Below are 14,872 nucleotides of genomic sequence, written 5' to 3'. Positions count from 1 at the left end.
AATGTTGAGCCCGGGGCTGAAGGTCGGGGTCAATGAGCGTTACACCAAGCTGGAGGAGTCGATCGCCAATGGCACTGTCTGACCGTCCTGCCGAGCGGCATCGAGAGATCAGCCGGGAGTTCACCGAACGCGTCCGCGGTACCCGGTCGTGGGACGTGCCGTCACCGGTCGCGGCGTGGACCGCCCGCGACGTGGTGCGCCATCTGGTGGAGTGGTTCCCGCCGTTCCTGCAAGCCGGATCCGGCGTGGAGTTGCCGTGCGGGCCGTCGGTCGACGAAGACCCGGTCGGCGCGTGGCAGACGCACCGTGCCGCTGTGCAGGCGTTGCTCGACGACCCAGCCACCGTCGAGCGGCGATTCGCCGACCCGCACATCGGCGAGCTGCCCCTGGACCGCGCGATCGACCAGTTCTACACCGCCGACGTGTTCATGCACACCTGGGATCTCGCCCGGGCCACCGGCCAGGACGACCACCTCGATCCGGAGTTCTGCGCCCAGTTGCTGGCCGGGATGGAGCCGATGGATCAGCTCATGCGGTCCTCCGGGCAATACGGTTCCCGGTTCCCGGTGACGGACGACGCGGACGCGCGGACGAGGCTGCTGGGCTTCATCGGCCGGGATCCGGAGTGGACACCCGTGGGCCCCAGCTAGTCAGGCCATCACAAGCGTGGGGCCGTGTGCGCCGGAACGACTGTGATCGCGCCACTGGCCTGCCTGGTGGATGGCGTTGGTCTTCGAGTTCGGCGTTGTGCGGCGCGGAGACCTGGGCACCACCGCTTTCACGAGGCGCCGCCAGCGTCCTCTGGATCCGTTCCACGGCCCCGATCCCGCTCAGCTGGAGGGGCGTACTCGACCAGGACGATGCCGGGGTTCGCGCGCTCCGCGGCGGCCAGCGCGGCCATCCGCTCCGGCCCGATCGCGGCCGCCGACACCGCCTGGCACAGCATGATCCGGCCCGGCCGATGGCGGGCGTCACGCAGGTAGGCGACCACCGTCGGGCCGAGCGCCAGCGCCGCGGGATGCGGGTCGGCCAGTTCTGCCACATCCAGCCGGCGTAGCACGTCGGGATCAAGCGCGCACAGCCAGGGGTATGCCACGAGAAGGTCCCGCAACACCGCCATAGCTGGCTCCTAACGAAAGAAGGGCCTGCGGAGATCCGGAAGCGGCCGGGTAGCGGGCAGAACAACGAAGAGCGGTGGGTCCGGTGGCAACTAGTGCCTCAACGGTACTTGCGTACCACGTGTCGGGCCATGGGGCCGGAGACCTCACCGGTGACGCGGGATCGTTACGGCGACGGCGTTTCACATCCCGGGAGCCGTGTTCCGCTGGTTGACTCCGCGCGCCGCGGCGATGAAGACTTCCGGTATGAGCAACGGGATTCCCCTCGTGTCCCGCCTGCACGTCGACCTCCGGCAGCAGGCGAGCGCGGTCTGTCTGCCGCTCCGCTGACTTTTCCGTTCGTTCCCTTTTTCGGCGAATCCCGGGAGAAATCGTGTCGATTTCCACCACGGGCGTTCTCGCGCGCCCGGAAACCGCCGCTGACCCGCCCGCGCCGCGAGTGCGCCGGCGCTGGCGCCCCGACCTGCGCCGCTGGATCAGCCCGATCGCGCTCATCGCGGTGTGGCAGGTGGCCGGCGGCACCGGCGTGCTGCCGCCGGACAAGCTGAGCTCCCCGTGGACGGTCGCGCAGGCGGGCGCGGAACTCGTCTCCGACGGCGAACTCGGCTCGGCCTTCGCGGTGTCCATCACGAGAGTCGGCGCCGGGTTCGCCATCGGCGCGGTGGCCGGATTGCTGCTGGGCATCGTCGCGGGGCTTTCCCGCTGGGGAGAAGCGCTCGTCGACCCGCCGGTGCAGATGCTGCGCACCCTGCCGTTCCTCGGGCTCATCCCGCTGTTCATCCTGTGGTTCGGGATCGGCGAAGAACCGAAGATCGCGCTCGTCGCGCTCGGTGTCGCGTTCCCGCTGTACCTCAACACCCACGCCGGGATCCGCGGTGTCGACGGTCAGCTCGTCGAGGCCACCACCGTGCTCGGCTTCACCCGGCTCGAACGGCTCTGGCACGTGGTCCTGCCCGGTGCCCTGCCCTCGGCGCTGGTCGGCCTCCGGCAGTCGCTCGGGCTCGCGTGGCTCGCGCTGATCGTGGGGGAGACGGTCAACGCCGACGCCGGGCTCGGCTACCTGATCAACAACGCGCGCGAGTTCCTGCGCACCGACGTGATCGTGGTCGGCCTCGCGGTGTACGCGATCCTCGGGCTGGTGACCGACGCGCTGGTGAGGCTCATCGAACGGAGGGCGTTGCGATGGCGAGCGTGAAGGTCACCGGCCTGACCAAGCGGTTCGGCGACCGGACCGTCCTCAACGGACTCGATCTCACCATCGCGCGGGGCGAGTTCGTCGCACTGCTCGGCCGGAGCGGGTCCGGCAAGTCGACGCTGCTGCGGGTGCTCGCCCGGCTGGACCGCGACATCGAAGGTGCGGCCGAGGTGGACGGCACCGTGTCGGTCGCCTTCCAGCAGCCGAGGCTGCTGCCGTGGCGGCGCGTCTGGCGGAACGTCGTGCTGGGGCTGCACACGCCGGACGCGAACCGGGAGCGGGCGGTGCGCGCGCTCGACGAAGTCCGGCTCGCCGAGCACGCCGACGACTGGCCGCGCACCCTGTCCGGTGGTGAAGCGCAGCGGCTTTCCCTTGCCAGGGCGTTGGTGCGCGAGCCCGATCTGCTGTTGCTCGACGAGCCGTTCGGGGCACTCGACGCCCTCACCCGGCTGACGATGCACCGCCTCGTCGAAGACCTGTGGCGCCGCCATTCCCCGTCGGTGCTGCTGGTCACCCACGACGTCGACGAGGCGCTGCTGCTCGCCGACCGCGTCCTCGTGCTCGACGACGGCCGGATCGTCGCCGAGCACCTGCTCGGCCACCCCCGGCCACGGCGGCTGGCCGAGCACTTCGATGTCCGTGCCCGTGTGCTGACCGATTTGGGAGTGTCCGAAGATGCGTTCGCGTAACTGGAGTGCGGTGTTCGCGGCCGTCCTCGCCGCGGCGGGCGTCGCCGCGTGCGGCGCGAGCCAGCCCGGTGCCGCGCCGGTGCCAGCCGAGGTGAGCAAGGCCGAGCTGGCGAAGGTGACCCTGAAGGTCGGTGACCAGAAGGGCGGCGCGAAATCCCTGCTCACCGCCGCGGGCCTGCTCGCCGACGTGCCGTACAAGATCGAATGGTCCACCTTCACCTCGGGGCCGCCGTTGCTCGAAGCGGCGTCGGCGAACGCGATCGACGTCGGCAGGGTGGGCAACACGCCGCCTATCTTCGCCGCGGGCGCGCACGCCAAGATCGCCGCGGTCGGCGTCGCCAAGGGACCGGTCGAGGACGACGCGATCCTCGTGCCCTCGGACTCGCCGCTGAAGACCGGCGCCGATCTGCGGGGCAAGACGATCGGCGTGGCGAAGGGCAGTTCCGCGCACGGCCAGGTGCTGTACTCGCTGCGCAGGGCCGGACTGTCCACAAAGGACGTCAAGCTGTCGTTCCTGCAGCCGTCCGAGGCGTACGCCGCGTTCAACCAGCACCAGATCGACGCATGGGCGGTCTGGGACCCCTACACCGCGCAGGCGCAGCTCGAAACGCACGCGCGGGCGCTCGTCGATGGCCGTGGCGTGGCCAACGGGTACGTCTTCGACGTGGCGGGGAAGGAGGCGCTCGCCGATCCCGGCCGGAACACCGCGCTGCGCGACTACGTGACGCGCGTGGCCAAGGCCAGGTTGTGGGCGAACACCCATCGCGCCGAATGGGCGAAGGCGTGGGCCGCCGAGACCGGGCTGAAGCCGGAGGTCGCCGCGGCCGCCGCCGAGCGCGGCGTGGAGCTGCCGGTGCCGCTCGACGACGCGGTCACGCGCTCGGAACAGGAACTCGCCGACGCGTTCAGCGACGACAAGATCCTGCCGGGCAAGGTCGACTTCGCCGCGCTCGTCGACAAGCGGTACGCCGAGGCGCTCGCCGCCGTCGGCAACCCCTGACTGTCTACTGTGGAGTGATGAGATGAGCGTGCGGCTGCACTGGTTCCTGCCCACCACCGGCGACGGCCGGACGATCGTGGAACGCTTCCACGCCAACCGGTCGCTCGGCCCGGCGGCGCAGCGGCCCCCGGACATCGACTACCTCGCCCAGATCGCCCGCGCGGCCGAGCAACTGGGATTCGAAGGTGCGTTGACGCCCACCGGCACCTGGTGCGAGGACGCCTGGCTGACCACCGCCGCGCTGATCAGGGAGACGAACCGGCTGAAGTTCCTGGTCGCGTTCCGCCCGGGTGTCATCTCGCCGACGCTGGCAGCCCAGATGGCGGGCACCTACCAGCGGATCTCGCGGGGCAGGCTGCTGCTCAACATCGTCACCGGCGGCGACGCGGTGGAGCAGCGGCGGTTCGGCGACTGGCACGACCACGACGCGCGCTACGCGCGGACCGGGGAGTTCCTGTCGATCCTGCGGGGCGTGTGGTCCGGCGAGCCGTTCGACTTCGCGGGCGAGCACCTCGAGGTCGAAGGGGCGACGACGCTGGCCGCGCCGGATCCGGTGCCGGAGGTCTATTTCGGCGGCTCCTCGCCCGCCGCGCTTCCCGTCGCCGCGCGGCACGCCGACGTCTACCTCACCTGGGGCGAACCGCCGTCGCAGGTCGCGGAAAAGATCGGGAAGGTGCGCGAACTGGCCGAGGAGCAGGGCCGCACGGTCCGCTTCGGTGTCCGGTTGCACACGATCTCCCGCGACACCTCGGCGGAAGCGTGGGCGGAGGCGCAGAAGATGCTCGACGCGCTCAGCCCGGACCAGGTGGCGAAGGCACAGCAGCAGCTCGCGGCGAGCGGGTCGGTGGGGCAGCGCCGGATGGTGGCGCTGCACGGCGGCGCGCTGGACGCCGGGGTGCGCGGGCTCGAGATCCACCCGAACCTGTGGGCCGGGGTCGGGCTGGTGCGCGGCGGCGCCGGGACCGCGCTGGTCGGCAGCCACGAGGAGGTCGCGGACCTGATCGAGGAGTACCACGCGCACGGCGTCGAAGAGTTCGTGCTGTCCGGGTATCCGCATCTCGAAGAGGCGTACTGGTTCGGCGAGGGGGTGCGGCCCGTGCTCGCGAGCAGGGGGCTGCTCGACGGCGTTCCCGCCCTGCGTCCCGCCCGTCCGGAAGGCGCGGTCTCGGCACAGTAGCCTGTATAACGATCTATACAGCGCCGCTCTTCGGGAACGTCCAAGGGTGCCTGTCACCGAAAAACACGAGGACAGGCGCCCCGCGAGACCGGTTGGATCACAGGAAAACGGGCGAACGGTACCGTTCGCCCGCCTAGGGGAGCCCTTGATTCAACATTACCTCGGCGGACCGACAGTTCTGGGGCGGCGAGGGCGGCGCGCTCAGCGCGCCAGCAGTTGTTCGTGCAGGACTTCCAGCAGCAGCCGGGCACGACCGTCCTGGTCCTCCGAGCGCATTTCGTTGGTCACGAACGAAAAGCCGACGTGGTGCAGCGGCCAGCTCCCGTGCCGCCCGCCGCCTGCGCCGGAGTGCCCGAACGCGACGGACACCGGGCCGTAGGTGCCGACGACGTCGGGCAGCTCGAAGCCGAGTCCGAAGTGGACAGGGCGGTCGTTGAGCGCGTCGAAGCCGTCGGAGAAGGTGCGCATCGCCTTTTCCAGCCCGGCCACCGGGATCATCCTGCCCGCGCCGAGCAGGTCGTAGAGGCGGGCCATCGCGCGCGCGGTGCCGATCCCGGTGGCACCGGCGTGCTCGGCCCTGCGGAACTCGGGTGCGTTGGGGAAGTCCTCTTCGGACAGCAGCAGCCGGTACATCCGGTCGATCGTCCCGCGGCGCTTCTCGTCGTGCAGGAACGTGCTGATCCGGTAGTCCGGCGAGCGGACCACCCAGGCGACGCGCTCGTCCAGTTCGGCGGGGGTGCCCAGGTGCAGGTCGAGCTGGTAGGGCTCGGTGACCAGCTCGCGGACGAGCGTGCCAAGGCGCCGCCCGGTGGCGCGCCGGACCAGCTCGGCGACCAGGTAGCCGTAGGTCAGCGCGTGGTAGCCGACCTTGGTTCCCGGTTCCCACAACGGTGTCTGCCTCGCGAGCGCGGCCGCGTTCGCGTCGTTGTCGAACACCGCGAACGCGCCATCGGGTTCCGGATCGACGTAGGGGAGGCCGACGGTGTGCGCCATGATGTGGTGCACCCGCACGTCGCCCTTGCCCGCGGCGGCGAATTCGGGCCAGTAGGTGGCGACCCGCTCCTCGTGGTCGAGCATGCCGCGGCCGACGAGCGCGGCCACCACGGTCGCGGCGATTCCCTTGGTACCGGAGAACAACGGCGCCAGCGTGTCGCGGCGCCACGGCACGTCGGTGCGCGGATCGGCCAGTCCCGCCCACAGGTCCACGACCGGCACACCGCGCCGCAGCACCGCGAACGCGCCGCCGCCGAGCGAGTCCGCGAGCTGCTGCGCGAACACCTCGCGGACGGGTTCGAATCCTGGTTCGACGGTCCCGTGGATCTTCACGTGCTACAGCCTAGGGGTGTTCTCGAGGAGTTCGCGCGTGTAGGGGTGGGACGGTGCGGCGAGCACGTCGGCGACCGTCCCGGTCTCCACGATCGTCCCGCCGTCGAGGACCGCGACGCGGTCGGCGACGTGGCGCGCGAGGGCGATGTTGTGCGTCACGAACACCATCGCCATGCCGAGCTCTTCGCGCAGTTCCGCCAGCAGGTCGAGGATCGTGGCCTGGACGGACACGTCGAGCGCGCTCGTCACCTCGTCGCACACCAGCACCCTCGGCGTGGTGACGAGCGCGCGGGCGATCGCGGCGCGCTGGCGTTCGCCGCCACTGAGCTGGTCGGGGAGCCGGTGCGCGAGCGACGGCCGCAGGCGCACCCGGTCGAGCACCTCGGCGACCCGCTCGCGCCTGCTCGCCTTCGGCAGCCCGGTCAGCCGCGCGAGCGGGACCTCGACCGAGCGCGCGATGGTGCGGCGCGGGTTCAGCGACGAGAACGGGCTCTGGAACACGTACTGGATGTCGCGCCGTTGCCCCGCGGTCCGGTCCGCGGTGGACGGTGCCAGCGCGACCCCGTCCAGTTCGACCGAACCGGCGTAGCGGGTGTTCAAACCGGACACGCACTGCGAAAGCGTGGTCTTCCCCGATCCCGACTCGCCGAGCAGTAGCAGGCTTTCCCCGGGTGCGAGGGAAAAATCGACCCCCCGCAGCACTTCGTGCCCGCCGTAGGCGACCGAAATGTCCTTCGCGGCGAGCAGCGGCGCGCCGGGGTTCTCCTCGCGCTGGGTGCCGTCGCCGTCGATATCGGGCACGGCGTCGACGAGCCGTCGGGTGTAGGCGTGCCGGGGCTGGTGCAGGACTTCCCGCGCCTGCCCGGATTCGACGATCTCACCGCGGTACATCACCGCGACCCGGTCGGCGATCTGGCCGACGACCGCGAGATCGTGGGTGATGTAGAGCGACGCCACCCCGTGCTCGGCGGCCAGCGAGCCGATGGTGTCCAGCACCAGCGCCTGGGTCGTCACGTCGAGCCCGGTGGTCGGTTCGTCCAGTACCACCACCGCCGGACGGCAGGCGAACGCCATCGCGATGCCGACCCGCTGCTGCTGGCCACCGGAGAGCTGGTGCGGGTACCGCTTCCGGTACGCGGCGTTGCCGGGCAGCCCGACCTCGGCCAGCACCTCGGCCACCCGCGCCGCTCTGTCCTGTTCGGACTGTCCGGTGTGGTGGGTTTCGAGCACCTCCGCGATCTGGACGCCGATCCGCAGGCCGGGGTTCAGCGACAGCGCCGGGTCCTGCGGGATGTAGGACACCGTGCGCCCGCGCAGAGCGCGGCGGTCCCGTTCGGACAGTGCGAGCACGTCGACGGGGTCACCGTCGCGCGGCCGGATGGTGACCGTGCCCCCGGTGGGTGCGAGGCCGCGCCGGAAGTGGCCCAGCGCCGCGAGGCCCGCGGTCGTCTTACCGGACCCCGATTCGCCGACGAGTGCGAGCACCTCGCCCGGCGCGATCTCGTAGGAGACTCCGCGCAGGATCGGGGTTCCGGTGAGCGCGGCGATCTCGAGCCCGGAAACCGTCAGCGCGGCGTCAGTCATCGGTGCCCCTTCCCGTCGCGGCCGACGCGAGCGCGTCGGTGATCAGGTTCGTGCCGACGGTCAGCACCGCGATCGCGGCCACCGGCAGCAGCACGCCCCACGGCTGGATGACCAGCGCGATCCGGTTCTCGTTGATCATCAGCCCCCAGTCGGCCGCGGGCGGCTGGACGCCGAGCCCGAGGAACGACAGTGACGCGATGTAGCCGATCGAGTAGGTCAGGCGCAGACCCAGCTCCACCATCAGCGGGCCGGTGATGTTCGGCAGCACCTCGCGCAGCAGGATCTGCCCGCGCGGCACCGCGTACATCCGCGCGGCCTTCACGTAGTCGTGACCGCGCACCGCCACCGTCGCCTGCCGTGCCACGCGCGCCACACGGGGCGCGTGCGTGACGCCGATGACGACCACGAGCAGCCAGCCCTGCGGGCCGAGCATCGCGATCGCGAGCAGCGCGAACACCAGCTGGGGAAAGGAAAGCAGCACGTCGTTGGCTCGCATGAGGACGCTGTCGAGCTTGCCGCCGCTGTACCCGGCGAGCATGCCGAGCACGGTACCGGCGATCACGCCGACCGCGGTCGCGAGCACGGCGTAGAGCAGCAGCGTCGACCCTCCACTGAGGAATCTCGTGAGCACGTCCCTGCCGAGGCCGTCGGTGCCGAGCACGCCCTCGTGCTTGAACGGCCGCCCGGCGAACTCGGTGGTGGAGTACCCGGTGAGCAGCGGGCCGAGCCACGGGCCGAGCACCGCGACGAGCACGACCACCGCGGTGAGCGCGACGCCGATCTTCGCGCGCGGGAAGGACCAGGCGCGCCGGAGCAAGCCCATCGGCTTGCCCGGCGGGGCCTCGTCGATGCCGGTGGTGGCTTCCGCATCAACGATGCTCATGCGCGGGCCTCCGTCCGCAGCCGGGGATCCGCCAGGATGCCGACGACGTCGGCGAGCAGGTTCACCACGATGTACACCGCGGCGATGATGAGCGTGACCGCCTGCACGACCGCGACGTCGCGCTTGTTGACCGCGTCGATGAGCGCCTGCCCGATCCCGGGGTAGCGGAACAGGAACTCCACCACGACCACGCCGCCCGCGAGCCAGGCGAGCTGCAGCGCGACCACCTGGGCCACGGGGCCGACCGCGTGCGGCAGCGCGTGTCGCAAAAGGACGGTCCGCTCGGGGATTCCCTTCAGTCGCGCCATTTCGACGTAACCGCTGTCGAGCACCTCGCTCATCGTGGCGCGCATCATGCGCGTGATGTAGGGCGTGACGACCAGTGCGAGCGTGAGCACCGGGAGGACGAGCTGGCTCGGTCTCGACCACACCGCCTCGCCGGGCGCCGCGAGCGTGACCGACGGGAAGACCTTGAACACGGTGGTCGACAGCAGCACGATCAGGCCGACCCCGATGACGAACTCGGGCAGCGCCGCGATCACCAGCGTGACACCGGACACCGCGTGGTCGGTGGCGCGGCCGCGGCGCATCGCGCTCCACGTGCCGAGCGCCAGCCCGAGCGGGGCGGAGAGCACCGCCGCGGCGGCGAGCAGCACGAGCGAGGCGATGATCCGGTCGCCGAGCAGCGCGTTGACCGAACCCTGCGTCGCGGTGGAGGTGCCGAGGTCGCCGGTGAGCGCGCCGCCGAGCCACTCGAAGTACCGCTGCCACACCGGCACATCGAGGTGAAGCTGGTGCTGCAGCGCGGAGATCCGTTCCGGGGTCGCCTGCTGGCCGAGTATCGCGCGGGCCGGGTCGCCCGGCAGCAGCAGCGTCGCCACGAACACCAGCACGGTGACGAGCCACAGCACGACGAGGCTGACCAGCAGCCGCTTCAGGACGAGACGGGTCATCTCAGGCCGCCCTTCCGGTGCCGAGCCACACCTGCGAGAACCGGTACCCGCCCAGCGGAAGCCCGGTGCGGTCGGGCGCCAGCCCGGCGACGTAGACCTGGTGCGCGTCGATCTGGTTGAGGAAGCCCCAGATGATGTTCCCGCCGCGCTCGTACTCGATCCGTTGCGCCAAGCCGAGCAGCCTCGTCCGCTCCGCGGGGTCGCTCGTGCCACGCGCCGTCTTAATCAGATCGAGGAATTCCGGGTCGTGCCAATGGGTTTCGTTGTACGGCGAGTCGGGAAGCGCGCCGTTGGACACCTGCGGCAGGTAGTTGCGGGTGTACCAGAAGGACTGCGCGAAGTCCCAGGAAAGGTAGTTCTCGCCGAAGAACGTGGTGGTGTCGACGCGGTTGAGCCGCACGGTCACCCCGGCCGCCTTCGCCTGCTGCTGGAACACCTGCGCCGCTTCGACCGCGCCCGCCTGGATCGGCGCGGTCACCAGCTCGACCTCGAGGTTGGCGTGCCCGGCCGCGGCGAGGAGCCGTTTCGCCTCGGCGATGTCCTGCTTCCGCTGCGGCAGATCCTTGGCGTAGGCGGGATCGAACGGCGCGTAGAGGTCGTTGCCGACCCTGCCCTCGCCGCTGAGCACCTGGTTGATCATCTGCTCGCGGTCCACGATCAGCCGCATCGCCTGCCGGACGCGGGCGTCGTCGAACGGCGGGCGGTCCACCCGCATCGTGAACGGCAGCCAGGTCCCGGTCTCCGAGCGCAGGATCCGGATGCGCTGATCGCTGCGCAGCACCTCGATCAGCGCCACCGGGACCTGGTCGATGGCGTCCACTTGGGACGAAAGCAGCGCGTTGATCCTCGCGTCGTCCTCGGTGAAGTCGATGAGGACCAGCTCGTCGAGGTACGGTTCGCCCCGGCGCCAGTACAGGTCGTTGCGGTGGAAGGAACTCTGCAGGCCCGCGGTGAACGTCCCCGCGCGGAACGGCCCGGTGCCGATCGGCTTCGCCGGGTCGAAGTCGGCGGGCACGATGCCGAGGTTGTACTGGCCGAGGTAGTCGTCGAACGCGGTCGCGGGTTCCTTCAGCCGGAACTCGACCCGCCGGTAACCTGAGGGCACCACCTCGGCGAGCGTGCTCAGGCCCGACGCGCCGCTCTTCGGGTCGTTCGGGTCGGTGATCCGGCGGAAGGTGGCTACCACGTCGGCGGGCGTGACCGGCCTGCCGTCGTGGAAGCGCACGCCGTCGCGCAGGGTCGCCGTCCACGTCTTGGCGTCGGGGGAGGCGGTGAGCGACTGCGCCACCAGCATTTCCGGCCGGTAGTCGTGCCCTCGGTAGAGCAGCGGCTCGTAGAGGTTCACCGTGCGCGCGATATCGGGGTTGGTGGCGGGGATGTGCGGGTCGAGGGTGTCCGACGAGCCGCCACCGGTGATCCCGGCGCGCAGGGTCCCGCCCCGGCTCGGCGGGCCGCTCGGTGCCGCGACCGCGTCCGGCCCGCTGCCGCACGCCGCCAGCGCGGGTGCCAGTCCGAGCAGCGCCGCGCCGCCCGCGGCGGTGCCGAGGAACCGCCGCCTGCTGAGGTTTCCGTTACTCCATCGCGCTTCCTGGTTCATGGTGGGAGACTTCCGGTGAGGGTGGGGGATCAGGAGATGGCACGCCCCGCGTAGCCGGGGGCGGGCGCCAGGTGGTCGCGCAGCCGGTCGGCGACCGCGTCCGGGAAGGGCGCCGCGCGGGCCTCGGCGACGTGCACCGCGAGCAGTTCCTCCGTCGCCACCACTTCGCCGCCGACCACGAGCTCGTGGCAGAGCCGGACCTTCTTCGCCCCCACCGAAAGCACGGTGGTGGTGACGAGCAGGTCCGCGTCCGGCCCGACCTCCTTCAGGTACCGGACGTGCGCTTCGACGGTGTAGAGCGAGCAGCCGGTTTCCGCGCGGTAGGTCTCGCCCATCCCGGTCGCCGCCATCAGGTGGTCGGTGGCGAACCCGAACACCATCACGTAGAACGGCTCGCTCAGGTGTCCGTTGTAGTCGATCCACTCCGGACGGACGGTGTCGCGGTATTCGAGGACCTCAGGCATCGCGCGCCCCTTCGACGGCGCGCTGCACGGCGATGATCGCCCGGTCCCGTTCGGCGACCAGCTCGGCGATCGACCGCCCGCCCGCTTCGTCGTCGCACCCCTCGACCATCCGGTCGCGCAGTTCGGCGGTCAGCTCGGGTGCGTCCAGCCGGGTCCACGGCGATTTCAGCGACGGTCCGAAGTGGTCGAGCATATGCGCCATCCCGCCCTCGCCGCCCGCGAGGTGGAAGGTCAGGCACGGCCCGTGCACCGGCCACCGCAGGCCGGGCCCGTCGGTGATCGCGGTGTCGATCTGTTCGACGGTGGCTTCCCCGTTGGCGACCATGTGCAGCGCTTCGCGCCACAGCGCCTCCTGGAGCCGGTTCGCGATGAAGCCGGGCAGCTCGTCGGTCATGGTGATCACGGACTTGCCGACGCGCCGGTAGAACGCCGCGGCCGCCTCGACCGCCCACGGTTCGGTGAGCCGCCCGCCGACGACTTCGACCAGCGGGATCAGGTACGGCGGGTTGAACGGGTGGCCGACCACGAGCCGTTCCGGGGTCGCCGCGGAAACCTGCATCTCGCTCATCGCGTAACCCGAAGTGGACGAGGCGACGACCACCCCGGGCGGGGTCGCGGCGTCGATCTCGGCGAGCAGTTTTCGTTTCAGCTCAAGCTTTTCCGGGGCGCTTTCCTGCACGAAGCCCGCGGCGCCGACCGCTTCGGCGAGCGTCTCGGTGACGGTGAGGTTGTCGCGGCCGGCTCCTTCGGCGAGGCCCAGCGCGGTCAGCGCGGGCCACGCCGCGTCGACGATGCGCGCGAGCCGTTCCGCGGCGTCGGGAGCCGGGTCGTAGGCCAGCACCCGGAAACCCCTGGCCAGGAAATGCGCCACCCAGCCGCCGCCGATCACGCCCGCGCCGACACAGGCGACAGTGTCCACTGTGGATACCTCAGCGCGCGGTGGCACGATCGGCTCCCTTCAGGTTCAGCTGGGCGCGGGCCTCGTCCGGGGTGGCGATGGTGGCCCCGAGGTTTTCCAGGATGGTGACGGCCCGTTCGACGAGCTGGCCGTTGGTCGCCTTCACGCCCTTGCTCAGGTACAGGTTGTCTTCGAGGCCGACCCTGACGTGCCCGCCGAGCAGCGCGGACTGCGCGACCCACGGCATCTGGTCGCGCCCGATCGCGAACGACGCCCACTGCGCGCCCTCGGGCAGCATCTTCACCATCGTTTGCAGCAGCGCCGGATCGGCCGGTGCGCCGTACGGGATTCCCATGCACAGCTGGAAAAGCGGGGGAGCGTCGATGAGACCCTCCTCGATCAGCTTGGTGGCGAACCAGAGCTGGCCGGTGTCGAAGATCTCCAGCTCGGGTTTCACGCCCAGCTCCTGGATCCGCTTCGCCCCGGCGCGCAGCATGTCCGGAGTGGACACGTAGAGCTGGTGGCCCTCGCCGAAGTTCAGCGAGCCGCAGTCGAGCGTGCAGATGTCCGGCAGCAGTTCCTCCACGTGCGGGAGCCGGTCCGCCGCGTTGACGAGATCGGTGCCGTCGACCGGTTTCAGCGGGTCCTCGTCGTCGAGCACGAGATCGCCGCCCATGCCAGCGGTCAGGTTGAGCACGACGTCCACGCCGCTGTCCCGCACGCGGCGCACGGTTTCCCGGTACAGCGCGACATCGCGCGAGCCCTGGCCGGTGTCGAGGTCGCGCACGTGGATGTGCACCACCGCGGCGCCCGCGTTCGCCGCCTCGACGGCGGAGGCGGCGATCTGCCCGGGGCTGATCGGCACGAACCCGCTCTTGCGCGTCGTGTCCCCGGCACCGGTGAGTGCGCAGGTGACGATCACGTTCTGCTTCACGATCCTCCTTTGTGGACTAAGTGGCGTCGACGATGACGCGGTCGATGAAATCGCGGAGGTGGCGGCGCATCGTGGCGACCGAGCTGCCCGGTTTCCCGGTCAGCACCTGGATGCCGAGCCCGTCGATCAGGGCGGTCAGCTGCGCGGTGAGCTGGTCGGGGTCGCCCGGCGCGAACGTGCCCTGCTCCTGCCCCGACCCGATGGTCATCGCGATGGTGCGGTACCAGCGGTTGTAGGCGTCCCAGTACAGCTCGCGCATCTTCGGGTCGAGCGCGCTTTCGTTCCACACCTGCAGCCACACCGACCATTCCGCGCGCAGCACCGGCCCGTCGGGCAGTTGCAGCTCGACGAGCTTGAGCAGGCGTTCGTGCGCGGAGCCGATCGCGTGCAGCTCGGCCACCTGGCGGTCGAACGCGAGTTTCACGTTGCGCCGCAAGGCTTCGGTGAGCACGTCGGCCTTGGTGGGGAAGTGGTAGTGGATGGCGGCCGGGCTGGTGCCGCATTCGCGAGCGATGTCGGCGATCCGGACCTTGTGGTAGCCGCGGTCGGCGATGAGCTGCCACGCCGTTTCGAGTATCCGGCGCCGCGGTTCGGGTTCCTCGGGGTGCCCCGCCGAGCGCGCCGCGGGCGGTGGGACGGCGGTGACGGTGGCCGCCTCGTCGCTGCCGTGCAGCAGCCAGTTGACGGTGACCCCGCTGTATTCGGCGATCCGCACCAGTTCGTGGGGCGAGAACCGCCGGGTTCCGTTGAGCGCCTTGGACAACTTCGTCTCGTCGAGATCGATACCCGCGGCGAACTCCCGCTGCGCGACCGGCATGGCGCGGATCAGGCCGCGAACGCGCTCGCGCAGTGCGTCGTGCTGCGTGCCCGGTGCGGTCATGGCTGAGGACGGTAAACGCGGTTTGCGATTATCGCAATACGCGGAAGCTGTGCGTGGTCGGAGTTGTAGCCTTTGACCTGCGAAGTTGCGATTGAAGTTGACTGTCTGATCAGTCCGTCGTCGGCGGTGTCGGGATCATGGGAGTACCGCGGCCACCTTCATCGGTGCCGTCGG

At 70.6% G+C, this 14,872-nt stretch carries 15 protein-coding genes; 5 read left to right on the top strand and 10 right to left on the bottom strand.

Annotated elements, in window-relative coordinates; all coding sequences use genetic code 11:
- Positions 1 to 68 precede the first annotated feature (68 nt).
- Positions 69 to 650: a TIGR03086 family metal-binding protein gene (locus HUW46_RS45570; RefSeq protein WP_215544842.1), complete on the top strand. Its 582-nt coding sequence runs from the start codon at positions 69 to 71 to the stop codon at positions 648 to 650.
- Positions 651 to 778: 128 nt separating this feature from the next.
- Here HUW46_RS45570 and HUW46_RS45565 read toward each other — a convergent pair whose 3' ends face one another.
- Positions 779 to 1,096, bottom strand: coding sequence for a hypothetical protein (locus HUW46_RS45565; protein WP_215544841.1), 318 nt, complete (start codon positions 1,094 to 1,096; stop codon positions 779 to 781).
- A 395-nt stretch (positions 1,097 to 1,491) separates the two neighbouring features.
- On the opposite strand from HUW46_RS45565, the gene HUW46_RS45560 reads away from it, so the two are divergent.
- From HUW46_RS45560 to HUW46_RS45545, 4 genes are read left to right on the top strand one after another with little or no spacing between them, the layout of a single operon-like run.
- The gene (locus HUW46_RS45560) at positions 1,492 to 2,313 is read left to right on the top strand and encodes an ABC transporter permease (RefSeq protein ID WP_215544840.1); all 822 of its coding nucleotides are present in this window, start codon (positions 1,492 to 1,494) and stop codon (positions 2,311 to 2,313) included.
- On the top strand, positions 2,301 to 3,002 hold the full coding sequence (locus HUW46_RS45555; RefSeq protein ID WP_215544839.1) for an ABC transporter ATP-binding protein: 702 nt from the start codon (positions 2,301 to 2,303) through the stop codon (positions 3,000 to 3,002). Before HUW46_RS45560 ends, HUW46_RS45555 begins: the two co-directional genes overlap by 13 nt.
- On the top strand, positions 2,989 to 4,002 hold the full coding sequence (locus HUW46_RS45550; RefSeq protein WP_215544838.1) for an ABC transporter substrate-binding protein: 1,014 nt from the start codon (positions 2,989 to 2,991) through the stop codon (positions 4,000 to 4,002). The genes HUW46_RS45555 and HUW46_RS45550 overlap by 14 nt, the downstream gene beginning before the upstream one ends.
- Positions 4,003 to 4,024: 22 nt before the next feature.
- Positions 4,025 to 5,179, top strand: a complete 1,155-nt coding sequence (locus HUW46_RS45545; RefSeq protein WP_215544837.1) for an LLM class flavin-dependent oxidoreductase — start codon at positions 4,025 to 4,027, stop codon at positions 5,177 to 5,179.
- A 201-nt stretch (positions 5,180 to 5,380) separates the two neighbouring features.
- Here the strand turns inward: HUW46_RS45545 and HUW46_RS45540 are convergent, their stop codons facing one another.
- From HUW46_RS45540 to HUW46_RS45500, 9 genes are read right to left on the bottom strand one after another with little or no spacing between them, the layout of a single operon-like run.
- Entirely contained in the window at positions 5,381 to 6,505 is a 1,125-nt protein-coding gene (locus HUW46_RS45540) for a serine hydrolase domain-containing protein (RefSeq protein ID WP_215544836.1), read from the bottom strand.
- A 3-nt stretch (positions 6,506 to 6,508) separates the two neighbouring features.
- Positions 6,509 to 8,089: an ABC transporter ATP-binding protein gene (locus HUW46_RS45535; protein WP_215544835.1), complete on the bottom strand. Its 1,581-nt coding sequence runs from the start codon at positions 8,087 to 8,089 to the stop codon at positions 6,509 to 6,511.
- A complete protein-coding gene (locus tag HUW46_RS45530) occupies positions 8,082 to 8,912 on the bottom strand; it encodes an ABC transporter permease (RefSeq protein WP_215550503.1) in 831 nt (276 codons plus the stop codon). Before HUW46_RS45530 ends, HUW46_RS45535 begins: the two co-directional genes overlap by 8 nt.
- A gap of 56 nt (positions 8,913 to 8,968) precedes the next feature.
- Positions 8,969 to 9,925 (bottom strand): ABC transporter permease, encoded by a 957-nt coding sequence (locus tag HUW46_RS45525; protein ID WP_215544834.1) that lies wholly within the window; start codon positions 9,923 to 9,925, stop codon positions 8,969 to 8,971.
- Position 9,926: 1 nt separating this feature from the next.
- Entirely contained in the window at positions 9,927 to 11,522 is a 1,596-nt protein-coding gene (locus tag HUW46_RS45520) for an ABC transporter substrate-binding protein (protein WP_215544833.1), read from the bottom strand.
- 29 nt (positions 11,523 to 11,551) lie between these two features.
- Positions 11,552 to 11,986 (bottom strand): thioesterase family protein, encoded by a 435-nt coding sequence (locus HUW46_RS45515; protein WP_215544832.1) that lies wholly within the window; start codon positions 11,984 to 11,986, stop codon positions 11,552 to 11,554.
- Positions 11,979 to 12,932, bottom strand: coding sequence for a 3-hydroxyacyl-CoA dehydrogenase NAD-binding domain-containing protein (locus HUW46_RS45510; RefSeq protein WP_215544831.1), 954 nt, complete (start codon positions 12,930 to 12,932; stop codon positions 11,979 to 11,981). The genes HUW46_RS45515 and HUW46_RS45510 overlap by 8 nt, the downstream gene beginning before the upstream one ends.
- Positions 12,916 to 13,818 carry a 3-keto-5-aminohexanoate cleavage protein gene (locus tag HUW46_RS45505; RefSeq protein ID WP_215544830.1) on the bottom strand — a complete coding sequence of 301 codons (903 nt, stop codon included), beginning with the start codon at positions 13,816 to 13,818 and terminating at the stop codon, positions 12,916 to 12,918. Before HUW46_RS45505 ends, HUW46_RS45510 begins: the two co-directional genes overlap by 17 nt.
- A gap of 16 nt (positions 13,819 to 13,834) precedes the next feature.
- A complete protein-coding gene (locus HUW46_RS45500) occupies positions 13,835 to 14,698 on the bottom strand; it encodes a TetR/AcrR family transcriptional regulator (protein ID WP_215544829.1) in 864 nt (287 codons plus the stop codon).
- Between the last annotated feature and the right edge of the window lie 174 nt (positions 14,699 to 14,872).

Source organism: Amycolatopsis sp. CA-230715, assembly GCF_018736145.1.
In the GTDB taxonomy this organism is placed as follows: domain Bacteria; phylum Actinomycetota; class Actinomycetes; order Mycobacteriales; family Pseudonocardiaceae; genus Amycolatopsis.
Note: the sequence above shows the minus strand (reverse complement) of the source record. Positions and strands in the feature narration are given on the sequence as shown.